Origin of the sequence: Brachybacterium phenoliresistens (assembly GCF_039530785.1) — a bacterium.
GTDB classification, from domain to species: Bacteria; Actinomycetota; Actinomycetes; order Actinomycetales; family Dermabacteraceae; genus Brachybacterium; species Brachybacterium phenoliresistens.
In genome coordinates, this window is sequence record NZ_BAAAOW010000001.1 from 506955 (window position 1) to 531525 (window position 24571).

Annotated in this window: 19 protein-coding genes and 1 tRNA gene; 6 read left to right on the top strand and 14 right to left on the bottom strand. The window is 73.9% G+C overall.

Going from position 1 to position 24571, the window contains the following annotated elements; translation table 11 throughout:
* Window positions 1-19: 19 nt before the first annotated feature.
* The 12 genes from ABD234_RS02315 to ABD234_RS02370 form a co-directional block, all read right to left on the bottom strand.
* A tRNA-Ala gene (locus ABD234_RS02315) sits at window positions 20-92 on the bottom strand.
* Window positions 93-172: 80 nt separating this feature from the next.
* On the bottom strand, window positions 173-820 hold the full coding sequence (locus ABD234_RS02320) for a histidine phosphatase family protein (protein ID WP_051486355.1): 648 nt from the start codon (window positions 818-820) through the stop codon (window positions 173-175).
* The gene (gene rsfS, locus ABD234_RS02325) at window positions 817-1221 is read right to left on the bottom strand and encodes a ribosome silencing factor (protein ID WP_038370032.1); all 405 of its coding nucleotides are present in this window, start codon (window positions 1219-1221) and stop codon (window positions 817-819) included. The genes ABD234_RS02320 and rsfS overlap by 4 nt, the downstream gene beginning before the upstream one ends.
* Window positions 1218-2180 (bottom strand): hypothetical protein, encoded by a 963-nt coding sequence (locus ABD234_RS02330; RefSeq protein ID WP_198025317.1) that lies wholly within the window; start codon window positions 2178-2180, stop codon window positions 1218-1220. The genes rsfS and ABD234_RS02330 overlap by 4 nt, the downstream gene beginning before the upstream one ends.
* Window positions 2164-2781, bottom strand: a complete 618-nt coding sequence (nadD, locus tag ABD234_RS02335) for a nicotinate-nucleotide adenylyltransferase (RefSeq protein WP_084148156.1) — start codon at window positions 2779-2781, stop codon at window positions 2164-2166. Before nadD ends, ABD234_RS02330 begins: the two co-directional genes overlap by 17 nt.
* 5 nt (window positions 2782-2786) lie before the next feature.
* On the bottom strand, window positions 2787-3005 hold the full coding sequence (locus ABD234_RS02340; protein WP_051486354.1) for a hypothetical protein: 219 nt from the start codon (window positions 3003-3005) through the stop codon (window positions 2787-2789).
* A gap of 121 nt (window positions 3006-3126) precedes the next feature.
* Window positions 3127-4476: a glutamate-5-semialdehyde dehydrogenase gene (locus ABD234_RS02345; RefSeq protein ID WP_344353740.1), complete on the bottom strand. Its 1350-nt coding sequence runs from the start codon at window positions 4474-4476 to the stop codon at window positions 3127-3129.
* Window positions 4477-4535: 59 nt separating this feature from the next.
* Complete coding sequence (gene proB, locus ABD234_RS02350; RefSeq protein ID WP_198025316.1) at window positions 4536-5687, bottom strand: glutamate 5-kinase; 1152 nt, start codon at window positions 5685-5687, stop codon at window positions 4536-4538.
* 79 nt (window positions 5688-5766) lie between these two features.
* Window positions 5767-7380: a GTPase ObgE gene (gene obgE, locus ABD234_RS02355; RefSeq protein WP_084148154.1), complete on the bottom strand. Its 1614-nt coding sequence runs from the start codon at window positions 7378-7380 to the stop codon at window positions 5767-5769.
* Window positions 7381-7520: 140 nt separating this feature from the next.
* Entirely contained in the window at window positions 7521-7775 is a 255-nt protein-coding gene (gene rpmA / locus ABD234_RS02360) for a 50S ribosomal protein L27 (RefSeq protein WP_038370030.1), read from the bottom strand.
* Between the two features lie 45 nt (window positions 7776-7820).
* Complete coding sequence (rplU, locus tag ABD234_RS02365) at window positions 7821-8129, bottom strand: 50S ribosomal protein L21 (RefSeq protein WP_038370029.1); 309 nt, start codon at window positions 8127-8129, stop codon at window positions 7821-7823.
* A gap of 287 nt (window positions 8130-8416) precedes the next feature.
* Window positions 8417-11713, bottom strand: coding sequence for an Rne/Rng family ribonuclease (locus tag ABD234_RS02370; protein WP_084148153.1), 3297 nt, complete (start codon window positions 11711-11713; stop codon window positions 8417-8419).
* A 482-nt stretch (window positions 11714-12195) separates the two neighbouring features.
* Between ABD234_RS02370 and ABD234_RS02375 the strand changes: the two genes are divergently transcribed.
* From ABD234_RS02375 to ABD234_RS02400, 6 genes are all read left to right on the top strand, one after another.
* Window positions 12196-13752 (top strand): cytochrome ubiquinol oxidase subunit I, encoded by a 1557-nt coding sequence (locus ABD234_RS02375; RefSeq protein WP_038370028.1) that lies wholly within the window; start codon window positions 12196-12198, stop codon window positions 13750-13752.
* A gap of 14 nt (window positions 13753-13766) precedes the next feature.
* A complete protein-coding gene (gene cydB / locus ABD234_RS02380) occupies window positions 13767-14849 on the top strand; it encodes a cytochrome d ubiquinol oxidase subunit II (RefSeq protein ID WP_038370027.1) in 1083 nt (360 codons plus the stop codon).
* On the top strand, window positions 14846-16585 hold the full coding sequence (gene cydD / locus ABD234_RS02385; RefSeq protein WP_344353751.1) for a thiol reductant ABC exporter subunit CydD: 1740 nt from the start codon (window positions 14846-14848) through the stop codon (window positions 16583-16585). The genes cydB and cydD overlap by 4 nt, the downstream gene beginning before the upstream one ends.
* Window positions 16582-18408 (top strand): amino acid ABC transporter ATP-binding/permease protein, encoded by a 1827-nt coding sequence (locus ABD234_RS02390; RefSeq protein ID WP_344353754.1) that lies wholly within the window; start codon window positions 16582-16584, stop codon window positions 18406-18408. Before cydD ends, ABD234_RS02390 begins: the two co-directional genes overlap by 4 nt.
* Window positions 18405-19628 carry a sensor histidine kinase gene (locus ABD234_RS02395; protein ID WP_344353757.1) on the top strand — a complete coding sequence of 408 codons (1224 nt, stop codon included), beginning with the start codon at window positions 18405-18407 and terminating at the stop codon, window positions 19626-19628. The genes ABD234_RS02390 and ABD234_RS02395 overlap by 4 nt, the downstream gene beginning before the upstream one ends.
* 280 nt (window positions 19629-19908) lie before the next feature.
* Window positions 19909-21291: a heparan-alpha-glucosaminide N-acetyltransferase domain-containing protein gene (locus tag ABD234_RS02400; protein WP_344353760.1), complete on the top strand. Its 1383-nt coding sequence runs from the start codon at window positions 19909-19911 to the stop codon at window positions 21289-21291.
* 81 nt (window positions 21292-21372) lie between these two features.
* Here the strand turns inward: ABD234_RS02400 and ABD234_RS02405 are convergent, their stop codons facing one another.
* Both ABD234_RS02405 and ABD234_RS02410 read right to left on the bottom strand, forming a co-directional pair.
* On the bottom strand, window positions 21373-22017 hold the full coding sequence (locus ABD234_RS02405; RefSeq protein ID WP_344353763.1) for a response regulator transcription factor: 645 nt from the start codon (window positions 22015-22017) through the stop codon (window positions 21373-21375).
* A gap of 117 nt (window positions 22018-22134) precedes the next feature.
* Window positions 22135-24480, bottom strand: a complete 2346-nt coding sequence (locus ABD234_RS02410) for an outer membrane protein assembly factor BamB family protein (protein WP_344353766.1) — start codon at window positions 24478-24480, stop codon at window positions 22135-22137.
* Window positions 24481-24571 lie beyond the last annotated feature (91 nt).

Here is a 24571-nt window from a genome sequence, read left to right on the forward strand (position 1 = left end):
TGTCTCACGGTTTCTCGAGTGGAGCTAAGGGGATTCGAACCCCTGACCTCTTCCATGCCATGGAAGCGCGCTACCAACTGCGCCATAGCCCCGTAGTGGGTGTCTCCTCGGCTTCGCGACTCTTCCGAGCCCCTCGCCGTGGCGACTCATCTAGATTACAACGCCCCTGGCCTCAGGTGAAATCGGGAGGCAGGTTGTGTGACAGCAACCTCATCGCCCCGGCCTCCCCCGCCTGGACACGGACCTCGAGGGTGCTGCGGTGGCAGTTCTCGAGCCCGCCGATGCCGCGGAACCCTTCGGGGTCCAGACCCAGCAGTCCGGTGATCCCCAGGGTGATGGCGGCGCCGTGGGCGACCACGAGCACCGTGGAGCCGGCGTGCTCGACCGCGAGGCGGCGGCAGGCGTCGGCGACGCGCTGCGCGACGGCCGTGCGCGCCTCCACATCGGCGCCCAGCACGGGGCGCTGGGAGATCCACTCGACGTAGAGCTCGGGCCACTCGGCCTGGATCTCCTCCCGGGTGAGCCCCTCCCACTGCCCGAAGCTGCGCTCGAGGAACGCCGCGTCGGTGCGGACGGTGCGGCCGGTGCGGTCCGCCACCGCCTGGGCCGTGGCGAGGGCCCGGCTCAGCGGCGAGGCGATGATGACGTCCGGGGCGACGGGCTCGAGGGCGCGCCCGAGCGCCTGCGCTTGGCTGCGCCCCAGGGCGTTCAGGGGGATGTCGACCTGGCCCTGGAGCTTCAGGGCCTTGTTGTGGTCCGTCTGCCCGTGGCGGGCCAGGATGAGCCGGGTCGCCTCGGCCGCCGCGGAGGGACGGGTCACGCGGAGGCCTCGCCGGTGCCCTCGGAGCCCGGCTCCCGGGAGTCGATCTGGAGGTCCACGACGGGGGCGTCGCGCCACAGCCGCTCGAGCGCGTAGAAGGCGCGGTCCTCGGCGTGCTGGACGTGCACGACGATGTCCCCGTAGTCCAGCAGGACCCAGCGGGCGTCGCGCTCGCCCTCGCGGCGCAGCGGCTTGCGGCGACGCTGCTTGAGCAGCTCCTCCTCGATGCCGTCCACGATGCCGGACACCTGGCGCTCGGAGGTGCCCGAGGCCACCAGGAAGATGTCGGTGATCGCGAGCTGCTCGGAGACGTCGAGACCGATCACCTCCTCGGCGAGCTTGTCGGCGGCGGCCTGTGCGGCGACGCGGGCCAGGTCGATCGATTCCTCGTAAGCGCTCACGCGGGCGTACCCCTCCAGGGTGCGTAGTCGGTTCCGGAGCCGGCAAGGAGTGCCGCCACCGTGTCCTCGACACCGGCCAGGGCGCCGGTGTCACCGCCGATCACGCCGGTGACCAGGAGGATCACCAGGGTGAGGACGGCAAGGGCGATCAGGGCCCAGACGATCCACAGCACGCGGCTGGATCCCTTGCGCTCGGGACGGTGCAGCACCCGCCCGTCGAAGCGCGGGGCGGGACGCGGGTCCGGGGCCTCGCTGACGGTCATCTCCCCGAGCTCCACGCCGTCGGCGTCGCGCGCGGGCATCCGCGTCACGGTCGCGGTGGCGGTGCCGCGGGAGGCGGCGGCCGGGGCCGCCGCAGCCGCCGGCGCGGTCGCCGTGCCGGCTCCCGCCCCGGAGCCCGCCATGCCGGCGCCCGCCGCGGCGGGGGCCTGCGTCGTGGTCAGCACGGCGCCGGCGACGACCGGTCGCTCGGTGGCCCGCGGACCGGGCGCGTCCTCGTCGGGGACCGCCGTCAGCACATCGGTGGGCGGCTCGACCCAGAGGCTCGTCGGGGCCTCGCCGACGCCCGGGGCGGCCCCGGGGGCGGGGCGCTCGGCGGTGTCGCCGTCGGCATCGGGAGCCGGCTCCGACCCGTCGGGGACGGGCGCGAGCGCGACGGTGTCCTCCGCCGGGGCGGCAGGAGCGTCCTCGACGGCCTGGCTCTCCCCCGTGACCTCGACCTCGTCGGGGGCATCGGTGATCTCCACGACGCGGGCGCGGCGTCCGAACTTGCGCAGCTTGGGCGCGGGAGCATCGGCCGGAGGGCTCGGCACGGCGCCGCGCAGCGGCGGGATGGGGCCGGTCTGGTCCACCGACTCCTGCGCCGCGCGCGCCGCGAGCTCCGCCGCCTCCTCGGGAGACAGCCGGCGAGCTCGCCGACCGTGCGGGCGCGACGTGGGCGCATCAGTGCTCTCGGTCAACGCCGTCACCTCCTGTGTAGAGGGCGTACTTGTTGATGTATTGGACCACGCCGTCGGGAACCAGGTACCACACCGGCGCGCCGCCGGCGACGCGGGAGCGCAGGTCCGTCGAGCTGATCGCCATGGCGGGGACCTCGATCAGGGTGACCCGATCCGCGGGCAGGCCGTCGGTCTCCAGCTCGTGCTCGGGGCGCGTGACCCCGACGAAGTGCGCCAGCTCGAAGATCTCCTGGGTGTCCTTCCAGGTGAGGATGGACTGGAGGGCATCGGCCCCGGTGATGAAGAACAGGTCCGCGTCGGGGTGGAGCTGGGACAGGTCGCGCAGGGTGTCGATCGTGTAGGTCGCCCCGGGACGGTCCACGTCCACGCGGGAGACCGTGAACACGGGGTTCGCGGCCGTGGCGACGACGGTCATGAGGTAGCGGTGCTCGGGATCGGAGATGCGGCGGTCCGACTTCTGCCAGGGCCGGCCGGTCGGGACGAAGATGACCTCGTCCAGCCCGAAGACGCTCTGCACCTCGCTGGCTGCGACGAGATGGCCGTGGTGGATGGGATCGAAGGTCCCGCCCATCACGCCGATGCGTCGCCGCCGAGCCTCCATCGGGTTCAGCGGGTGCGGCGCTCGGTCGACGAGGCCCCGTGGTGCTCGGCGCCGTGCTCCGCGGCGTCCTCCCGGCGGCGCGGCTGGTTCAGCCCGCTGAAGAGGAACGTGATTCCGAGCAGGCACATGAGGACGATGAAGAAACCGCCCCCGACCAGGTACGGCGGAATGCCCTCCGTGGAGTGCGAGCCGTTCTCGGCGAGGATCAGGAGCTGATCGATCATGGGGTGGGGCCTTTCGACGATGGACCACACCATCATCCCATAGCCGCAGCGCAGGCGATGCCTGCCACGCGCAGGCCGTGCGGGGCGTCTCAGTGCCGCACGGCCTGCGCGCCCGTCCCGCTCAGGGGCGCACGTGCCCCTGTCCGACCACGATCCACTTGGTGGTGGTCATCTCGGGAAGGCCCATCGGGCCGCGGGCATGGAGCTTCTGGGTCGAGATGCCGATCTCCGCGCCGAAGCCGAACTCGCCGCCGTCGCTGAACCGGGTGGAGGCGTTGGCCATCACCACCGCCGAGTCGACCTCGGCGAGGAAGCGGCGCTGGCTCTCCAGGTCGCGGGTGAGGATCGACTCGGTGTGCCCGGTGGAGTGGGCGCGGATGTGCGCCAGCGCCTCGTCGAGATCCTCGACGACCTTCACGGCGAGGTCGAGGGAGAGGTACTCCGTCTCCCAGTCCTGCGAGGTCGCCGGGACCACGCGCGCGGCCGTGCCCGCCGCGGCGAGGATCTCCTGGGCGGTGTCGTCGGCGTGGAGGGTGACGTCCTTCGCGGCGAGGCGCTCGGCCAGCAGCGGGAGCGCGCGCTCGGCGACGCCGCGATGCACCAGCAGGGTCTCCAGCGCGTTGCACACGCCGATGCGATGGGTCTTGGCGTTGACCACGATGTCCGCGGCGGCCTCGAGGTCGGCGCTCGCGTCGACGAGGATGTGCGTGTTGCCGGTCCCCGTCTCGATCACGGGCACGGTCGAGTTCTCGACGACCCGGGCGATCAGCCCGGCGCCGCCGCGCGGGATCAGCACGTCGACCAGACCGCGGGCGGTCATGAGCACGCCCACGCCGTCCCGGCCGTGCTCGTCGATGCCGATCACGAGGTCCTCGGGCAGGCCCTGCTCGGCCAGCACGGAGCGCAGCACGGCGATGAGGGCCGTGTTCGAGTGCAGGGCGGCCGAGCCGCCCCGCAGCACCACGGCGTTGCCGGACTTCAGGGCGAGACCGGCGGCATCGACCGTGACGTTCGGGCGGGCCTCGTAGACCATGCCGATCACGCCGAGCGGGACGCGCATCTGCCGCAGCTCGAGGCCGTTGCGCAGGATCGAGCCGCGGACCACCTCGCCGACCGGGTCGGGCAGGGCCGCCGCGTCCCGCAGCTGCTGGGCGATGCTCCCCACGCGCTCGGGCGTCAGCAGCAGCCGGTCGCGCAGCCCCGCCTCGATGCCGGCGGCATCGGCCGCCTCGATGTCACGGGCGTTCGCGGTGACGATCTCGTCGGCCCGGGCGACGAGCGCCTCGGCCATCGCCAGCAGGACGGCGTCCTTGCGGTCGCGGGTCAGCCGGGCGAGGGCCGGCTGGGCGTCCCGCGCGGCGGATGCCGCGGCGAGCACCGCCTCGCGCACCCCCTGCGGGGCGGTGGGTTCCGGGGCGGTCGCGGTATCGGTCTGAGGATCGGTCACCGGGGTCTGCTCCTGGATGCTCATCCCTCGAGTGTAGGAGCTGCGGCGCTCGGCGTCGTGGGCATCTCGCGCTGCATGTCCCCTCACAGCAGCACGAGGTCGTCGCGGTGGATCACCGGGCGGGCGTACCGCTCCCCCAGGGTGCGCCGCACGGATCCCGTGGTCAGGCCCATCATCGGGGTGATCTCCTCGCTCGAGAAGGCCACCAGTCCGCGCACGATGACCTCCCCGTCCGGACCGGCGACATCCACCGGCACCCCGGCCGGGAAGGTCCCGTCGACGCCGACGATGCCGACGGCGAGCAGGGAGCGGCGGCGGGTGCGCAGCGCGGCGGCGGCGCCCTCGTCGACCTGGATGGTGCCGGCCCCGCGGGTGGCGAAGCGCAGCCACACCAGGCGGGAGCGACGGCGGCCGCGATGGGCCGGGAAGAAGGTGCCCTGGTCCGCCCCGTCGAGCACGGACCGCGCGTTCGCGGCCGAGGTCAGGATCGTGGCCGTCCCCGTGGTGGCGGCGTGCTGGGCCGCGGCGAGCTTCGTGACCATCCCGCCGGTGCCGACCCGGGAGCCGACCGAGCCGACCGAGACGCCCTCGAGCGAGGAGGCGTCGGCGACCACGTCGATGCGCTGGGCGCCCGGCTCCTTGGGCGGAGCGGTGTACAGCGCGTCGACGTCGGTGAGCAGGACGAGCAGGTCCGCGCCGATCAGCTGGGAGACGAGCGCGGCGAGGCGGTCGTTGTCGCCGAAGCGGATCTCGTGGGTGGCGGTCGCGTCGTTCTCGTTGACCACGGGGATCACCCCGAGATCCATCAGCGCCTCGAGGGAGCTGCGCACGTTGCGGTAGGTCTCCGAGCGGATCACGTCCGATTCCGTGAGCAGGACCTGGCCGGTGATGCGGCCGTGCCGCTCGAAGGCGCGCGACCAGGCCCGCGCCAGGATCGCCTGGCCCACGCTCGCGGCGGCCTGCTGCACGGCGGTGTCGGTGGGACGGCCGGGCAGCCGCAGCACGCCGAGCGCCGCAGCGATCGCTCCCGAGCTGACCAGCACGACGTCGCATCCGCGCCGGGTGAGCGTGACGACGTCATCGGCCAGGGAGTGGACCCGCTCGACGTCCAGGCGGCCCGAGGGCTCGGTCAGGGACGAGGAACCGATCTTGATGACGATGCGCCGGGCGCTGGTGATGCTCTCACGGGTGGTCAGTCGGGCAGGCAGACGGGTGGTGAAGTCGGATTCGGTCACTGAGGGGGCGTCCTCTCCGCTGTCGCTGGACGGAGCCGGATGGGGAGCCGGCACCGTGGCGCCGCAGGGTCACGGCTGGTCAGCCATCCTCGCGCTGTTCCGCGTTCTGGTCCTCCGAGATCTCACCACGTGGGAATTCCCCTGCCGGATCGGAGACGGAGGTCACAGCCGGATCGGCGGCCGCAGGGTCGGTCCAGTGGCCGGAACGGCGCTCCTCCTCCATGGCGGCGATGCGCCCGAGCCGGGCCGCGGTGCGGGCCTTCTGGTCCTCGCGCTTCTGCTCGCGGGTGGGCCGATGGTGGTCCTCCATGCGCCGGTCCGTGCCGCGACGGCCCAGCAGCTCGGCGCCGCCCATCATGGTCGGCTCCCAGTCGAAGACCACGGCGTCCTGGCCCGGCCCGATGAGGACGGTGTCCCCGGCGACGGCCCCGGCGCGGTAGAGCTCCTCCTCCACGCCCAGGCGGGCCAGGCGGTCGGCGAGGTAGCCGACGGCCTCGTCGTTGGAGAACTGGGTCTGGCGCACCCAGCGCTCGGGCTTGTCGCCGATCACGCGGTACGCGGTCGCGCCGTCGTACTGCTCGGTGACCACCCGGAAGCCGGCGGAGTCCTGCGCCTCGGGGGTCAGCACGATCGGGGCGAGGGTCGGCTCGGGCAGGGCGGCACGCGCCTGCTCCACCAGACGACCCAGCTCGAAGGAGAGCTCGCGCAGGCCCTTGCGGGAGACGGCGCTGACCTCGAGCACGGGCACGCCGCGCTCGCCCAGGGAGTCCCGCACCAGCTCGGCCATGTCCGAGCCGTCGGGCAGGTCCGTCTTGTTCAGCACGATCACCGTCGGGCGCTCGAGCAGCGGGACGCGGGCCCCGGCGTCGGCGTCCAGCCCGTCGGCGTAGGCCGCGAGCTCCGCCTCGATGGTGCGCAGATCCCCGAGCGGGTCGCGATCGGACTCCAGGGTCGCCGCGTCCAGCACGTGCACGATCACATGGCAGCGCTCGATGTGGCGCAGGAAGTCCAGGCCCAGGCCCTTGCCCTCGCTCGCCCCCGGGATCAGGCCGGGGACGTCGGCGATGGTGTAGCGGAACTCCCCCGCCTCGACCACGCCGAGGTTCGGCACCAAGGTGGTGAACGGATAGTCCGCGATCTTCGGGCGGGCCGCGCTCATCGCCGCGATGAGCGAGCTCTTGCCGGCGCTGGGGTAGCCGACCAGGGCCACGTCCGCGACGGACTTGAGCTCGAGGATCAGCCGACGCTCCTGCCCGGGCTCGCCGAGCAGCGCGAAGCCGGGGGCCTTTCGCTTGCTCGAGGCGAGCGCCGCGTTGCCCAGTCCGCCCTGGCCGCCGCGGGCGGCCACGAAGCGCGAGCCGATGCCCACGAGGTCCGCGAGCACCGTGCCGTCCTCGGCATGGACGACCGTGCCGTCCGGCACGGGCAGGACGAGGTCCTCGCCGCGCGCCCCGTGACGGAGATCGCCCTTGCCGAAGTCCCCGGAGGGAGCCTTCTGGTGCGGCTTGTGGTGGTAGCTGAGCAGCGTCGTGGTGGAGGCGTCGACCTCGAGGATCACGTCCCCGCCGCGCCCTCCGTTGGCGCCGTCGGGACCGGCCAGGGGCTTGAACTTCTCCCTCCGGATCGAGGCGGCGCCGTGTCCGCCGTCGCCGGCCTTCACGCTCAGCACGACGCGGTCGACGAACGAGACCATGGGCTCTCCTCCTGGGATCGGGATGGTGTGATGCTATGCGCGACGGGGGTCCCGCCGCGACGACGACAAGGGGCGGAGCCGTCGGCTCCGCCCCTTGTCTGGGTGTGCTCGCCGCCCCGGTCGCCCGGGGCCGTGCCGGATCAGGCTCCGGCGACCACGTTGACGACGCGGCGGTCGCGCTTGCGACCGAACTCCACGACGCCCGCGGTGAGGGCGAACAGGGTGTCGTCGTTGCCGCGACCCACGCCGTCACCGGGGTGGATGCGGGTGCCGCGCTGGCGGATGAGGATCTCGCCCGCGCCGACCTCCTGGCCGCCGAAGCGCTTCACGCCGAGGCGCTGCGCGTTGGAGTCGCGGCCGTTCTTCGAGGAGCTTGCGCCCTTCTTATGTGCCATGTCGGTACCTTCTTCCGTCTCGTTGTCGCCGGGTGGGGATCGCGCTCAGGCGATGCCCGTGATGGTGAGCCGGGTCAGTTCCTGACGGTGGCCCTGGCGCTTCTTGTAGCCGGTCTTGTTCTTGTACTTGAGGATGCGGACCTTGGGGCCGCGGAGGGCCTCCACGATCTCGCCGGTCACGGTGACCTTCTCGAGCTCCTCCTGCGAGGAGGTGACCTTGTCGCCGTCGACCAGGAGGACGGGAGCGAACTGAACGCTGTCGCCCGCCTCGCCGGCCACACGGTTGATCACGATGGTGTCGCCGACCGACACCTTCTCCTGACGACCGCCTGCGCGGACGATTGCGTACACCACGTCAATGCTCCATCTCGTTCAATGCGAATATGTCTGGTTCCGTCGAAGGCCCGCGGACCAGCGACCGTCGACCGCGCCCTGCCCGATGGGGATCAGGCCGGGCGGGAGGGGCGGTCGCGCGTAGCCGGAGCGACGAACACGACTGCGGCGCCGAAGTGCGCCAGGGGACAGCTTACGATCTCCGCAACCCCCGGGTCAACCATCAAACCCCCCGCGACCAGCGCAGATGCGCTCCAGAGCTGTGGAACGCATCACGCGCGGGCCGCCGGTGGAGATGGTCGCGCCCCTCAGGACGCGGGATCCCCCTCCGAGGCGCCGGCAGGGGCCGACTCCTCCGGGGCGGGATCCGGCGCCGGAGCCGCATCCGAGGCCGGAGCGGCATCGGGCGCCGGGGAGGCGTCGGAGGCGGGCTCCGGCGACTCCTGCGCCGAGGCGGCGGGCTGCTCGGCGGCAGCAGGCTGCTCGGCGGCAGCGGGCTGCTCGGCGGCCGGGGCCGCCTCCCCCGCCGTCTCCTCGGCGGCCGAGGCCGCGCTGCTGCGGGTGCGGCGACGGCTGCGGGACGTGCGGGGGGCGCGCGAGGACTTCTTCGCCGGCTCCTCCGCCGGCTTCTCCGTCTGCTCGGCCTCCGCGGAGCCCTCGGCGGCGTCGGGCGCCGGCGCGTCCGCGGCGGGGGCCTCCGCCGCGGCGTCTGCCGAGTCCGCGGCCGATCCGTCCGCGGGCTTCGCCGTCGCCGGGGCGTCGGCCTCCTCGGAGGCGCTCCGGCCCGCATCCCCGATGCTGATCACCTGGCCGTCGACGACGACCTCCGGGTGCGCGTGACCGGTGGTGGCCGCCGCGATCGAGGCGATGGTCGCCCGGGCGAGGGCCCGGGAGCTCTCGTCCTCCTCGAGGCGGTGCACATCGGCGGAGCGCTCCTCGACCAGGTCGCTCACGGCATCCTTCGCGGAGCCGCCGCGGGACTTGCGCCCCTTGCGTCCCGAGCGGGAGGAGGACGACTCGTCCTCGCTGCGCTCGGCGGCGGGCGCGTGGTCGTGGCCGCCGTCGATGTCGATGGTCACGCCGCGGCCGTTGCAGGCCTCGCAGGTGGTCGAGAAGGTCTCCACCAGTCCCTGGCTGACGCGCTTGCGGGTCATCTGCACCAGGCCCAGCGAGGTGACCTCGGCGACCTGGTGCTTGGTGCGGTCGCGGCCCAGGCACTCGACCATGCGGCGCAGCACGAGGTCGCGGTTGGCCTCGAGCACCATGTCGATGAAGTCGATGACGATGATGCCGCCGATGTCCCGCAGGCGCAGCTGGCGGACGATCTCCTCGGCCGCCTCGAGGTTGTTGCGGGTCACGGTCTCCTCGAGGGAGCCGCCCGAGCCGGTGAACTTGCCGGTGTTCACGTCGACCACGGTCATGGCCTCGGTGCGGTCGATCACCAGGGACCCGCCCGAGGGCAGGTAGACCTTGCGGTCCATGGCCTTGAGCAGCTGCTCGTCGATGCGGTGCTTGGCGAACACGTCCTTGTCGCCGACGTGCTTGGTCAGGCGCTCCAGGAGGTCCGGCGCCACCGAGGAGACGTACTCGTGGACCTCCTCGTAGGTGCGCTCCCCCTGGACGATGAGCGAGGTGAAGTCCTCGTTGAACACGTCGCGCACGACCTTGATGGCCAGGTCCGGCTCGGTCGACAGCGCGGCGGGGGCGCTCTTGGACTTCTGGGCCTTCTGGATCTTCGCCCACTGGGCGCGCAGGCGCTCGACGTCGCGGGTGAGCTCCTCCTCGCTGGCGCCCTCGGCGGCGGTGCGCACGATGACGCCCGCGTCCTCGGGGATGACCTGGCGCATGATCTTCTTCAGGCGCGTGCGCTCGTTGTCGGGCAGCTTGCGGGAGATGCCCGTCATCGAGCCGCCCGGGACGAACACGACATAGCGGCCGGGCAGAGAGATCTGGCTCGTCAGGCGCGCACCCTTGTGGCCGATGGGGTCCTTGGTGACCTGCACCAGCACGGGGTCGCCGCTCTTGAGGGCGAGCTCGATGCGACGCGGCTGGCCCTCCAGGCCCGCGGCGTCCCAGTTGACCTCGCCGGCGTACAGCACGGCGTTGCGGCCCTTGCCGATGTCGACGAAGGCGGCCTCCATGGACGGCAGCACGTTCTGCACCTTGCCGAGGACCACGTTGCCGACCATCGAGGTCTGCGACTTCTGGGCGACGTAGTGCTCGACGAGGATGTCGTCCTCGAGCACGGCGATCTGCACCCGGCCGGAGCGCTCGCGCACCACCATCGAGCGCTTGACGGACTCGCGGCGCGCCAGGAACTCGGCCTCGGTGATCACGGTGCGGCGGCGGCCGTTGTCGCGGCCCTCGCGCCGACGCTGCTTCTTGGCCTCCAGGCGCGTGGAGCCCTTGACGGACTTGACCTCGTCGCGGGCCTCGCGCACCTTGACCACGGTGTTGGGCGGGTCGTCCGAGGAGGCGGCGTCCCCCGTGGAGGAGGAGCTGCCCGAGCGGCGGCGACGACGGCGACGGCGGGAGCTGGAGCCGCTCTGCGCCTCCTCCCCGGACTCGTCCTTGCGGTCCTCGGAATCCTCGGAGGCACCGGCGGCGTCCTCGTCGGCCGCGGTCTCGGGGGCCTTCTCCGACTCGCGCGAGGAGGTGCTCTCCTGACGGCGGCGGGAGCGGCGCGAGGGGGCGGCCTCCTCCTCGGAGTCCTCGGTCTCCTCCTCGTCCTGGCGCCCGCGACCGCGACGGCCGCGGCCTCCGCGACGGCGGCGGCGACGGCTCGCCGAGCCCTCGTCGTCCTCGTCCGCGGCCGGGGAGGAGGCGGCGCCGTCGGCCGAGGTGTCGTCCTCGTCCTCGCGGGCGTCCTCGCCGGCCTCCGGGGCGCCGAAGGCGATGTCGGTGGAGCCCACCGGCGCGTCCTGGGCGCCGACGGTGGTGCGGGGCGCCACCGGGGTGGGCGCCTGGAAGAGCAGGGAGGCGAAGTCGATCTGCGCCTGGGCGCGGCGGTCGGTGTCCGCGCCGCGCGACGAGCCGGCGGCGCCCCGGGCGGTGGCCAGGGCCTCGAGGTCCGCAGCGATGCCGCCGTCGGCGCGGGGGGCGGGCTCCTCGGCGGGAGCCGGGGCGCCGCCGTCCTGCGCGTCCTCGGCCGGCGCGTCCTCGTCCGCGGCGTCCTCGTCCGCGGCGGCGTCCTCGTCGGTCCCGGGGGCGGCGGTCTCGTCCTCGGCCGGTGCAGGGGCGGAGGCCTCGGGAGCGGCCGGGACGTCCGCGGCGGGCGCGTCCTCGGCCGGCGCGTCCTCGGCCGGCGCGGCCTGCTCGGCGGGGGCCTGGGCCGGCTTCTCCTCCAGCACAGGCGGACCGGCGGGGGCGCCGGCGCGGCGGCGCTTGGTGCGGGCCGGTGCGGCGGGCGTCTCGACGACGGCGGCGGCGTGCTCGGGGACGCTCGTGAGCGGGGTGCGGGGGGCGTCCTCCGCGGGGGCGGCCGTCGCTGCGGGCGCTCCGGCCGGCGCTCCGGCGCGGCGGCGGGTCCGGCGGCGCGGTGCCTCGGTGCTGTCGTTCTCGGTGGGCGACGACGAATCGTCGGGCGTGCGGGTGTCCTCAGCCATGGGGGCTGCTCCTTCTGCGAAACCCAGCGCACCCTGCGTCCGCGTGTCATCGTCCCTGGGGACGGAAGTCGTCTGCCCTCGCCGTCGCGCTGCTCCCCGGAATCAGGGAGCGCAGCGATGCTGTCTGCTCGAAGCCACCTCGGTCGCGTAGGACGCGCAGCCGGTGCTCGGCGGGACAACGCCGGGAGGTTCCTCTGCCCGGTACGGGGCGGAGGAGCGCTGTCGACAGTATCGCACAGCACCCGTTCTCCGGCGCAGGCACGTCGCACCGCCGCCCCTCGACCCCCGCCCGGCGCCGGCCCGCCCGCGCCCCCGGGGCGGGCCCCGGGGGCGGGGTCGGACCGCCCCGGCGGCGGTGTGAGCGGCGTTACGCTGAGGGCCGGGTCCTGTGCGTCCCGGTCGCCCCGGGACCTTCGTCCCCTCCCCGTCCCGGTGCGCGGTCGTACGGTCGTCCCAGCGCCCAGAACCTTGGAGGAGGCCTCGTGGAAGCCCTGGACCTGGCACGGTGGCAGTTCGGCATCACCACCGTCTACCACTTCATCTTCGTCCCGCTCACGATCGGGCTCTCGCTGCTGGTCGCCGTCATGCAGACCGCGGCGCACCGCTCCCGGGACGTCGAGCGCGCGGACGCGTGGACGCGGCTCACGAAGTTCTTCGGCTCCCTGCTGATCGTGAACTTCGGGATCGGCATCGCCACCGGCATCGTGCAGGAGTTCCAGTTCGGGATGAACTGGTCGGAGTACGCGCGGTTCGTCGGCGACGTCTTCGGGGCCCCGCTGGCCCTCGAGGGGCTGGCCGCCTTCTTCCTCGAGTCCGTCTTCCTGGGCCTGTGGATCTTCGGCTGGGGCAGGATCCCGGCCCGCGTGCACCTGGCGTGCATCTGGATGGTGGCCCTCGGCACGACCCTGTCGGCCTACTTCATCATCGCCGCCAACTCGTTCATGCAGCATCCCGTCGGCGCGATGCTCAACCCCGAGACGGGGCGCGCGGAGCTCGATCCCTCCCAGGGCTCGCTGTGGGCGGTGCTCACCAACGTCACCGCCCTGGCCGCCTTCCCGCACGTGATCGCCGGCGCCTGGCTGGTCGCCGCCGCCTTCGTCACCGGGGTCGCGGCCTGGCACATGGTGCGCCACCACAACCGTGCCCGGCAGGAGGGGCTGGAGACGGCCGACGGTGCCGCCCACGAGCGGCAGGCCCGCACCGTCTTCCGCCCCGCCCTGCGCCTGGGCGTGGTGGCGATGCTCATCTCCGGGGCGCTGCTCGCGATCACCGGCGACACGCAGGCGCAGATCATGTTCCAGCAGCAGCCGATGAAGATGGCCTCGGCCGAGGCGCTGTGCGAGACCCAGGAGGGCGCCCCCTTCTCGGTGCTCACCATCGGCGGCCCGGACGCCTTCGCCCAGGACTGCTCGAGCGTCACCCACCTCATCGAGATCCCCAACCTCACCTCCTTCCTGGCCACGCACACCTTCGACGCGGAGCTGCAGGGCGTGGACGACCTCAACGCCCAGTACAAGGAGCAGTTCGGCGAGAGCGTCACGGACGTGCACGGCACCGTCCACGAGGCCGACTACCGTCCCAACCTGTTCGTCACCTACTGGTCCTTCCGCCTCATGATCGGCCTGGCCATGTTCAGCGCGGTGCTCGCCCTGTGGGCGCTGTGGATCACCCGCGGTCGCGGGGAGGCCGCCCGCACCACCGGATCGACGGCCTTCGCCTGGTTCGCGGTGCTCGCGATCCCCATGCCGTTCCTCGCCAACATCGCCGGCTGGGTGTTCACCGAGATCGGCCGGCAGCCGTGGGTCGTGGTCCCCAACCCCGATGACCCCACGATCCGCCTGATGACCATGCAGGGGGTCTCCAACCACCCGTCCGCGATGGTCATCACCTCGCTGCTCGTGTTCACCGTGCTCTACGGGATCCTCGCCGTGGTGTGGTTCCACCTCATGCGGCGCGCCGCCCTCGCGGGCATCCCCCTGCCCCGCCGGGACGAGAGCACCGACGAGCTCGACACCCCGACCCTCTCGTTCGGCTACTGAGGAAGGACCCCGCCATGGACGCATTCACCGACCCGACCGGCCTGCAGATCCTCTGGTTCTGCCTCATCGGCCTCATGTTCCTGGGCTACTTCGTGCTGGAGGGCTTCGACTTCGGGGTGGAGATGGACCTGCTCGCGCTCGGCCGCGGCAGCTCCTCGCGCCGCTCCACCATGCTGCGCACCATCGGCCCGCTCTGGGACGGCAACGAGGTGTGGCTGATCGCCGGCGGGGCCGCCATGTTCGCGGCCTTCCCCGAGTGGTACGCCACCCTGTTCAGCGGCTTCTACCTGCCGCTGCTGGCGATCCTGGTGGCGCTGATCGTGCGGGTGTGCGCCTTCAAGTACCGCGACAAGCGCGAGGACGCCGCCTGGCGCGGCGCCTGGGACGTGCTGCACGTGCTGTGCGGGACCGCCCCGGCCCTGCTGTGGGGCGTGGCCTTCTCCAACATCGCCGCCGGTGTGCAGCTGGACGAGAACCGCTGGGTGACCAGCACCCTGGGCGAGCTGCTGAACCCCTTCGCCCTGCTCGGCGGGCTCGTGTTCGTGCTGCTGTTCTGGCTGCACGGCACCCTGTACCTGACCCTGCGCACCGAGGGCGCGATCCGGGCCGATGCCCGCCGCCTGGCGGCGGTCCTCGCCGTGCCCGTGCTCCTCGCGGGCGGCGCCTACCTGCTGTGGCACCAGCTCGCCCATTCGGGCACTGCGGTGACCTGGGCGGCGCTCCTGGTCGCCGCGCTCGCGCTCGGCGCGGTGCTGCCGGCGGTGCGGGCCGGCCGCGAGCGGCTCGCCTTCGCCGCCACCGCGGTGGCCATCGCCGCCGCGACCGTGCAGCTGTTCGCCGGACTGTTCCCGAGCGTCCTTCCCGCGGCGAACGACCCGGCCCTGTCGCTGACCGTCGCCAACGCCTCCTCCAGCGAGCACACCCTGCTGGTGATGACCGTCGTCACCGCGATCCTGCTCCCCCTGGTCATCGCGTACCAGGCCTGGTCGTACTGGGTGTTCCGGCACCGCATCTCCGGGGACGAGGGGCCGATGCCCGGCACCGCCGCCGTGGCCGGCCTGCGCCGGCGCTACCGCGACGCCTTCGAGCAGGAATGAGCCGGACCGGGACGCGCCCGGGCACGCGCCGCGGGCCGATCGATCCGCGCCTGGCCTCGCAGGTGCGGGCCGCCCGCTCCCACCTGGTCCTCTCGACCGTGCTGGGGCTCGTGCAGTCCGCCTGCGTGATCGTCACGGCGCTGGCCCTCGCCCGGCTCGGCAGCGATCTGCTCGAGGACAGGGTCCCGCCGGCGGCCTCCCCCCGCCTGCTGGTCCTGCTCGCCGCGGCCCTCGCGGTCCGGGCCGGCGCCGTCCTCGTCCAGCAGCGCACGGGGCACCGGGCTGCCACGCGCGCCATCGCCGAGCTGCGCGCCCGGGTGGTGGGCCACGCCGCCCGGCGCGGCCCGCGCGCCGGGGCGGGGCGCGGCGCGGACGTCACGGCCCTGGCCACCACCGGGCTGGAGCGGCTGCGCCCGTACCTCGTGGGCTACGTCCCCCAGCTGCTGCTGGCGGCGACGCTCACCCCGCTGTGCCTGGTGGTCATCGGGGTCCTCGACCTCACCAGCGCGATCATCGCCGCGGTGACGCTCCCGCTGGTGCCCGTGTTCATGATCCTCGTCGGCCGGCTCACCGAGGGCCGCTCCGAGAGGCTGCTCGCGGACATGCGATCGCTGTGGACCCAGCTGCTGGATCTCGTCGAGGGACTGCCCACGCTCGTCGCCCTGGGCCGCGAGCGCGGGCCGGAGCGCTCCGTCCGCGAGCTCGGGCGGCGCCACCACGCCTCGGCGATGGGCTCCCTGCGCTACGCCTTCCTGTCCGCGATGGTGCTCGAGCTGCTGGCGACGCTGTGCGTGGCGCTGATCGCCGTGAGCATCGGGCTGCGCCTGGTGTACGGGCAGATGGACCTCGCCCCGGCGCTCGCGATCCTCGTCCTGGCCCCCGAGGTCTACCTGCCGCTGCGGGCCGTGGGCCAGCAGTACCACGCCTCCACCGACGGGCTGGCCGCGGCCGATGCCGCCTTCGCGGTCCTCGACGAGCCGCTGCCCGCCCCCGGGGATGTGCCCGCCCCGGACCTGCGCAGCAGCATCCTGCGGGCCGATGCGGTGAGCGTCGCCTCCCGCACCGGCACGGCGCCCCACGCGGCCGCCATCGCCCTCGAGCCCGGCCGGATCACCGCCCTGACCGGTCCCAGCGGCGCCGGGAAGACGACCCTCGCCCACGTGCTCCTGGGGCTGCTTCACCCCGATGCCGGCGGCGTCGAGATCGTGCCCTCCGGCGGGACGCCGATCCCCCTGGAGCAGATCGACCGGGCGAGCCTGTGGCGCCAGGTCGCCTACCTCCCCCAGCGGCCCGTGCTGCCGCCCGGGAGCATCCGGGAGGTGCTCGCCGCCGCCCTGCCCGCCCCCGCCGCCGCCACCGCCGGGTCCTCCGGCGCCGCGCAGCGCGCCATCGCGGACGCCGCCCGCGCCACCGGCCTGGACGCCGTGATCGTCCAGCGCGGCGAGGACGCGCCCGTGGGCCGGGCCGGGGCCGGGCTGTCCCTCGGCGAGCGCCAGCGCCTGGCCCTGGCCCGGGCCCTGCTCTCCCCCGCCCAGCTGGTCGTCCTCGACGAGCCGACCGCCCACCTCGACGGCGCGAGCGAGCAGGTGGTCCTCGACGCCCTGGACGCCTTCCGCGCCGCGGGCCGCACCGTCCTGGTGATCGCCCACCGCGAGACGCTCCTCGCCCGGGCCGACGCCGTCGTCGCCGTGCACGCCCGGGCGAGCGCGGACAGCACCGAGGAGGCCGCCGCATGAGCACCGCACCGCTCGCACGGATCCTGCCGTTGCTGCGGATCCCCCGCACCCGTCTGCTCGCCGCGGTGATCGCCTCCGCCGCGACCCTCGGCGCCGCCTTCGCCCTCGCGGCGGTCTCCGCCTGGCTGGTCACCACGGCATGGACGATGCCGCCCGTGCTGGACCTGACGGTCGCCGTCGTCGGCGTGCGCGCCCTCGGCGTCAGCCGCGGCGTGCTGCGCTGGGCGGACCGCATGCTCACCCACGACGTCGCCCTGCGGGGCGTGGTCGAGCTGCGCACCGGCCTGTTCACGCGCCTGGCCTCCCGTCCCGCCGACGCGATCAGCCGCCTGCGCCGCGGCGACCTGCTGGCCCGCCTCGGCGATGACGCGCAGGAGATGGCCGACCACGTCATCACCGCGGTGGTCCCCGCCGCGGTCGCCGCGGTGATGGCCCTCGCGGTGCTGGCGACCATCGGCCCGCTGTCCCTGCTCGCCGCCGGGACGATGCTGCTCTCCCTGCTGATCGCGACCTGCCTCGCCCCCTGGGCGGCGCACCGGGCGGCAGGCGCCACGCAGGCGGCGGTGCTGGAGACGCGGTCCGCGGTGGTCTCCGCCGCGCTCGAGATCCTCGACGACGCCACCGCCCTGCGGGTGGCCGGCCGCCTCGATGCCGCCGAAGCCGACCTGGCCGCGGCGCAGCGCGACCACGACCGGGCCGTCGACCGGGCCGCCTGGCCCGCGGCGATCGCCGCGGCGGCCGTGCCGCTGGCGATGATCCCCGCCGTGCTCGGCTCCCTCCTCGCCGCCGGGGCCGTGTGGCTGGAGGGGGCGGCGAGCGCCGGGGCGATCGGCATCCTCCTGCTGCTGCCGCTGTCGAGCTTCGAGGCGGCCACCGCCCTGCCCGCGGCCGCCGCGCAGCGTGCCCGCTCCCGTGCCGCCGCCGCCCGCCTGGTCGAGGCCATCGGCCCGCAGGACGCCGACGCGGCCCGGACCCCCGCGGCGGAGCCCGGAGCCGGGCGCGACGCCGGCACCGACGCCGCGGCAGCGGGCCGGGCCGTGCCCGCCCTCCGGGCCCGGGGCCTGGACGCCGGCTGGTCCGCGGAGGGCCGCGGGGTGCGCGGTCTGGACCTCGAGCTCGCGCCCGGGACGCGCCTGGCGATCACCGGCGCCTCCGGCATCGGCAAGTCCACGCTGCTCATGACGCTCGCGGGGCTGCTCGAGCCCCTGCGCGGGAGCGTGGCCCTGGAGCCGGCGCGCCCCGGCCCCGAGTCCGGTCCGGTCGCCGGGCCGACCGATGGGCCGACTGCCGGGCCGACCGCTGGTCCGGTCGCCGCCGCGGCCCACCGGCCGGATCCGCACGACGGCGAGGTGATCCTCTTCGCGGAGGACGCCCATGTCTTCGCCACCACCGTACGGGAGAACCTGCGGGTGGCCCGCGGCCAGGTCACGGACGCCGAGATCCGGCAGGCGCTGGCCGAGGTCGGGCTCGAGGACTGGGTCGACGCGCTGCCGGCCGGGCTGGGCACCATGCTCGGCCCGGACGGCACGACCGTCTCCGGCGGGGAGCGCCGCCGGCTGCTGCTGGCCCGCGCCCTGGTGCGCGGCGCCCCGATCTCCCTGCTGGACGAGCCCACCGAGCACCTCGACGCGGCCCGCGGCGACGCCCTGCTGACCCGGCTGCTGGATCCGGGTGCGCCGGGCGGTCCGCTGCTGCCGCGGGAGCATACGGTGGTGGTCGTGACCCACCGCCGCGACCGGATCCCGCCCGGCGCCGCCGTGCTCGACCTCGAGCCCGACGGCCGATGGACCCTGACGCCGGGGCGCCCGGGCGGCGACGCATGAGCATCCCGCTGTCCGCCCCGGAGCCGCGCGGTCTCAGCCCGGACCGCGCCCGTCTGCAGGACCTCGCGGTGAAGGTGCTGGCCGCCGAGGAGGTCGAGGACGCCCTCGCGCTCCTGGTCGACGAGGCCGCCGAGGACCTGGGAGCCGTCTCGGCCGCGCTCGTGCTGCCCGCGGACGCGGGCCGCTGGGCCTACGAGATCGTCACCGGGGCGCTGGGCCCCTACCTCCTGGGCCAGGAGATCGAGCGCTCTTCCGCGCTGGGCAGGGCGCTGGCCACCGCCGATGCTCCCGCCTTCGAGCACATCGCCGCGATCCGCCTGGACGCCCGGGCGGTCGGTGCGGCCGTCGGCGGTGCCGTCTCCGGCGACGGCGGGATCGGCCAGGACACGGGCGACGGCCGGCGCACCATCCCTGCGGCGCTGTCGCTGGTCAGCGGCGGGAGCCACGGCATCGGCGCGCTCATCGTGTTCTCCCCCGCCTGCGGGGTGCCGCTGCGGGTGGACTGCCGCGAGCGTCTGGACGCCCTCGCCATGCTGCTGGGGCTGTGCCTGGACGGCATCGGCGCCGCGGGCGGCGAGTCCCTCGAGGACGAGCGCGGCAGGATCGCCCGGGACCTCCACGACCTCGCCATCCAGGAGCTGTTCGCGGTCGGCATGGAGCTGGAATCCCTGACCGGCGCGCTGGCCACCGAGGTCGCCGCCCCGTCCGACGCCCGCGTGCGCGGCAGCGTCGAGGCTTCGGTGCGGGGCGTCGAGAACGCGGTCGCGCAGATCCGTCAGGTGGTGCAGTCGCTGCGCCGCGAACGCCCCGAGGCCACCCTCAGCGAGCGGCTGCGCCACGAGGCGGGGCTGGCCACGGCCGGGCTCGGCTTCGCCCCCACGCTGCGCCTGCCCTCCCCGCCGGCGGATCTGGACGCCGAGGTCGAGGCCGATGTCGCCGAGGACGTGGTCGCGGTGGTCCGCGAGTGCCTCGCCAACGCCGCCCGGCACGCCCACGCGAGCGCCGTCGCTGTGAACATCACGCTGTTCTGGGAGGGCGTGGACCGGGTACTGCAGGTCAGCGTCTCCGACAACGGCCGCGGCATCGACCCCGCGGTCTCGCGCCGCAGCGGCCTGGCGAACATGGCCAGCCGGGCACGCCGCCACTCGGGCTGGGTGGATGCCCTCGAGCTCGAGCAGGGGACGATGATCAACTGGCGGGTCACCCTGCCGGCGCGGTGAGCGCCGACGCGGGCACGGCATCGGTGGCGTCTCGCGTCAGAGGGACATCCCCGTCCAGGTGCCGACGACGGTCACCCCGTCGGAGGCGTAGGCGGTGATCGGGATGTGGTCGAGGCCGTGGGCGCGCAGCGCCGCGGCCATCGCGCGAGTCTTCGCGGCCCACCGGACCGCCTGCGGGACGGCGACGCCGGAGGAACCCGACCGGGAGATCGGACGTCCCGCTCGTGTCGAGGTCTGTCGCACCGACCTCGCGGGTGATCGGGCCGTCTACTATCCGGGAGTGACCTCACCTTCCGCCGCCGCGCTTGCTCCCGCGGCACCCTTCACGCCCGGTCCCCGCGCACGCCTGGGCCGTCTGGTGTCCCCGCCTCGTCTGAACGGTCTGGACATCGCCCGAGGGCTCGCCGTCCTCGGCATGGTGACAGCCCATCTCGGCGACATCCCGCCCTTCCGCTGGAGCTCGCCGCTCTCCTATCTCACCATCGTGCACGGCAACTCCTCGATCCTGTTCGCCGTCCTCGCCGGCATCTCCATCGCGCTGCTCACCGGTCGTGAACGGATCCCCCGGCCCGAGGACCTGCCCCGGCTGCGGCTGTCGCTCGTGGGCCGCGGGGCGGCGATCTTCGCGGTCGGCCTGGCACTCGAGATGACCGGCGTGGGCATCGTCGTGATCCTCACGTTCTACGGTCTGATGTACGTCTCGGCAATCCCGGTGCTGCGGCTGCGGCCGTCACGTCTGATCCTGTGCGCGATACCCCTCGCGCTGTTCGGCCCCGTGCTGGTCGCTCTTCTCGAGGCTCTCTCCCTGGGAGCCTATGGAGCCGGCAGCAGCCTCCTGATGGTCGGCGTCTACCGATTCACGACCTGGGCTCCCCTCATGCTGGTCGGCATGGCGCTGGGGCGGCTCCCGCTCACGCAGCCCCGGGTCGCGGGCCTGATCACGGCGATCGGCGCGACCCTCGCCATCGCCGGCACCATCTGCGGTGCGGCGCTCGGCTCCGCGCTGGGATTCCTGGTCCCGGAGTTCTCGTCGGGATACGCCAGCTCCAGCAGCTCCGAATCCTTCGAGGACGCGGAGCACATGGTGCCCTTCGAGGACGTCGACGGGACGGGACTGCTCTGCTATCCCCCTGCACCGTACGACCCCAGCGTGTACTGCGAACCCGAGGGGTACGGCCAGGCATGGGGCACCGGGAGCAGCTCGTCCTCGTACTCCTGGGACGAGGACATGGGCTGGAGCACCTACCCCGATCGGCTCGCGGAGATGCGACCGTTCGAGATGATCGTCGTCTCCGTGACATCCTCGGCGCCGCACTCCGGCTCTGTGCTGGAGACCTTCACATCGGGCGGGTTCGCACTGTTCGTCATCGGCGTGTCCCTCCTGCTCTCGAGGCCGCTCCGATGGGTGCTCCTGCCCGTCGCCGCGATCGGTGCGATGCCTCTGACCGCGTACACCCTGCATGCTCTCGTGATCCTGGCCCTGACAGGACCTGCGGGCTCTCTCAGCAGCAATCTCGCCTGTCTGCTTCTCGTCCTCGGCCTCGCCATCGCCTGCCTGGCCTGGGCCGCCTTCCTCGGCCGTGGCCCCCTGGAACGCGCAGCAGCCCGATCTGCCGCCTGTTTCGCTGCTCAGTCCGCTCCGCCGGCACGACCTCACGAGTAGGCGCGGCGGTCGACGTCCGGCCCCCTCATCGACGGGGCATCTCGGAGATCGGGATCCCGCCTCGGGCGGGGCACGGACGCCTCACCGCCAGCCGGCGCGGCGGCGCGCGGCCTCCATCGCCGCGACCTGGGTGCGGCGCTGGAATCCGAGGGTCTGCAGGATGACGGTGACGCGGTTCTTGACGGTCTTCTCGGCCACGCCGAGGCGGTCGGCGATCTCCCGGTTGGAGTGCCCGTCGCCGATGAGGGTGACGATGCGGCGGTCCGAGGCGGACAGCTCCGGCCCCTCCTCCTCGTGGCCGGCGGGCCAGATGGAGCGCCCCGCGCGGACGGCGAGCACGCCCTCGACGATGTCCTGGCTGCGCGCGGACTTCAGCATCATGCCGCGGGCCCCGGCCTCGCGGGACTCGGTGACGGCGGAGTCGTCGTCGAAGCTCGTCAGCACGAGGACCACCTGGTCGGGGTCCAGCTCCCGGGCGCGACGCATGACGTCGATGCCCGTGCCGTCGGGCAGCTGCAGGTCCACGACCAGGACATCGGGACGCACCGCCGGCAGACGGCGGATCGCCTCCGCGACGGTTCCGGCCTCGCCGACCACGTGCAGGTCCTCCTGGGCCTCGATCACGGCGACGATCCCGCGACGGACCACCTCGTGGTCGTCGACGAGCATCACGGTGATCGGCGCCGGGGCGAGCGGACCGGCCGGCGGGGCGGGGGGCGTGGACATGAGGGGCAACCTCCGGGCATGGGTCTCGCCGCGGGTGCGACATCTCGACCCTCCCATTATCGCGGACCGTCCTGGAGCGTCCCTCCCGCGCAGGTCCCGCGCCGCCGTCCGGGGCCGCTACCGGGCCGCGAGGAGCTCCTCGGCGATGCGCGTGGCCTCGGCCCTCGAATGCTCGAGCGCGCGGTCCTCGGCATCGGGGGTGTCCTCGTCCTCCTCCGTGCGCACCTGGGCGATGACGACGACATCGCCCGACCGCGCGACGACGCGCGCGGAGCCCTGCCAGGAGCGGGGCGAGAGCTCGAGATGCGCCTCGTCGGCGCCGTCGATCTGCAACGGCTCCCCCCGGGACGTGCCGTACACCGCCGCGGCACGGTCGGCGGCCGTCATGCCGCTGAGCGGCCCCGGCCCGGCCTCGTACGCCGCCGCATAGACGAACCCGCTGCGGGCGACCTCGTCGTCCCCCTGCCACAGGCAGGCGGAGACGCGCGGATCCGTGCCCGAGGCGAGCGCGTCCGGCGCCGCGTCGAGGCCCTCGACCGTGATCGTCCCGCACGCGTCGGGCACGCCGGTCGGGTCCTCGACGGCCGGGGCATCGAGCGGGTCGGCGCCCGCGGCGACGAGGACGTCGTCCGCCGCCCGGATCGCGATCTGCTCCAGCCGGGCGCCGGAGACCGGGAGCAGGCTCTCCGGGGGCGAGGTGAACATCGACCCCGTCTCGCCGCTGCCGACGCTGATGGCGACGACGAGATTCCCCTCGCGCACGACGAGCTCGACGGCGGCGGAGGACACGGGAGGAGTGCGGAGCTCGTCGTGCGCCGGCGCCCCGACGGTCTCGGAGGTCACCACGATCGCCTCGTCGCCGAGCCCGGCGACCTCGGAATAGGCGCCGTCGGAGCGCAGCCCCTCGAAGGCGGTCCGTGCCCGTTCGGCGCCCGAACGTCGCTCGCCCTCCTCGCCGGTCACGGGATCCGTCGTCCCCGGGGCGAAGGCCGTCGCCCCCGCGGAGAGGTGGACGCCTCCACCCTCCCATGCGCAGCCGAGCGGGGCGGGGCGGTCGGCGGCGTCGCCGATCCCCAGCTCGCGGAGGGTCTCCGGCGCCACCTGCGCGCACAGGTCGACCGTGGGATCCGTGCGGACGTCGTCATCGGCCCAGGCGATCGGCGCGGCCGCCGACTTCGGTGCGGGAGGCTCGACGTCGGTGCCCTGCTCCGGCAGCCGGTACGCCGTCGTGGTACTGCCCTGGAGGCCCGAGTCGTCCCCGGGACCCGCCCATCCGTGCACGAGCAGCAGATCGTCGACCTTCATGAACTCGAGCACCTGGTCGTCGATCCAGCCCACGGACTCGATCTCTCCCCCGGGCGGACGGTGCATCACCCAGTAGGCGTAGCCGCCGCGCGAGTCGGTGTCGATCGTGCGGCCGAGGTAGGTGCCCGACTCGTCGACGCCGATCAGCTCGTCGCCCGCGGTGTGCCAGGCGAAGGTCTCCTCGCCGCTCGCACGGTCCCACGCCCGCAGGCTCGACCCGTAGGTGCCGTCGATCCCCCCGATCAGGTTCTCGTAGCTTCCGACGATCTCACTCCCGCCGGGCTGGGCGATGGGGAAGTCCCCGGCATGGATCCTCGGCAGGGGGCGGCCGATCAGGGGGCCGATCTCGCCGGTCGAGACGTCGACCTCCCGGATGCCGGGGACGCCGTCGACGGTCATGTCGAGCACGAGCGGATCGCGCGAGCGCACCTCCTCGATCTCGAGCGCGGTGCCGGGTGTGCGCCAGATCTCCTCCCCGGATTCCGCGTCGAAGGCGGTGAGGGCCTCCGCTCCGGGCACGATGATGAGCTCGCCGGTGGTGATCGCGCCCGTCCCGGACGCCGGCTCGTCGCCGCAGGGGGATGCGGGCAGGCGCCCGAGCTCCTCGCCCGTGGCGGCGTCGAGCCGGAGGATCCCGCAGGCGGTCGGCACGGTCACCGTGCGATCGGTCGCCGCCACGCTCTTCGGGCCGAGGCCGCCGCGGTGCACCGGGTCCTCGACCTGCTGCGTCCACAGCGTCTCGCCGGTGTCGGCCGACAGGGCCGTGACGGCGTCGCAGTCCGATCCCTCGCGCTGGCTGCTCTGCCAGGCGACCAGGATGCCCGATGCGGACGGCTCGGACAGCCCGCACAGCAGGTTCGTCCCGGTCTTCCAGAGCGTCTCGCCCGTGGTGAGGTCGACGGCCTGCACCCCGGAGGTCATGCCGTTGTCGTGATACGTCGCGAAGTACCGGTCTCCGGAGGTCGCGCTCGTGCTCTCGGGCGTTCCCGCGCCGTCGAAGGGGATGATGGGCACCTCGCCCTCGACTCTCCAGGCGACCTCGAGCGTCGGGACGTCATCCCGCGGGTCGGGCGTGGCCATGGAGCTGAACACGGAGCAGCTGCTGAGCACGAGAGCCATGAGGCTCGTCGCGACCGCCAGGCGCAGGCGCTTCGTCACGGATCCCCCCATCGTCGGCAGCGGTGGGCGTCCAGAATGCCACACGGGCCCCGGCGGACGACCGCCCGCGCGGCGTCGGCCGGACGGCGCG

What these genes read in the sequence shown, in the direction of transcription:
- nadD (WP_084148156.1), bottom strand. Translation starts at nt 2,781, where the DNA reads ATGGAGGCTCGGCGGCGACGCATCGGCGTGATGGGCGGGACCTTCGAT.
- ABD234_RS02340 (WP_051486354.1), bottom strand. Translation starts at nt 3,005, where the DNA reads ATGATCGATCAGCTCCTGATCCTCGCCGAGAACGGCTCGCACTCCACG.
- ABD234_RS02345 (WP_344353740.1), bottom strand. Translation starts at nt 4,476, where the DNA reads ATGAGCATCCAGGAGCAGACCCCGGTGACCGATCCTCAGACCGATACC.
- obgE (WP_084148154.1), bottom strand. Translation starts at nt 7,380, where the DNA reads ATGGTCTCGTTCGTCGACCGCGTCGTGCTGAGCGTGAAGGCCGGCGAC.
- rpmA (WP_038370030.1), bottom strand. Translation starts at nt 7,775, where the DNA reads ATGGCACATAAGAAGGGCGCAAGCTCCTCGAAGAACGGCCGCGACTCC.
- ABD234_RS02370 (WP_084148153.1), bottom strand. Translation starts at nt 11,713, where the DNA reads ATGGCTGAGGACACCCGCACGCCCGACGATTCGTCGTCGCCCACCGAG.
- cydB (WP_038370027.1), top strand. Translation starts at nt 13,767, where the DNA reads ATGGACGCATTCACCGACCCGACCGGCCTGCAGATCCTCTGGTTCTGC.
- cydD (WP_344353751.1), top strand. Translation starts at nt 14,846, where the DNA reads ATGAGCCGGACCGGGACGCGCCCGGGCACGCGCCGCGGGCCGATCGAT.
- ABD234_RS02390 (WP_344353754.1), top strand. Translation starts at nt 16,582, where the DNA reads ATGAGCACCGCACCGCTCGCACGGATCCTGCCGTTGCTGCGGATCCCC.
- ABD234_RS02395 (WP_344353757.1), top strand. Translation starts at nt 18,405, where the DNA reads ATGAGCATCCCGCTGTCCGCCCCGGAGCCGCGCGGTCTCAGCCCGGAC.
- ABD234_RS02405 (WP_344353763.1), bottom strand. Translation starts at nt 22,017, where the DNA reads ATGTCCACGCCCCCCGCCCCGCCGGCCGGTCCGCTCGCCCCGGCGCCG.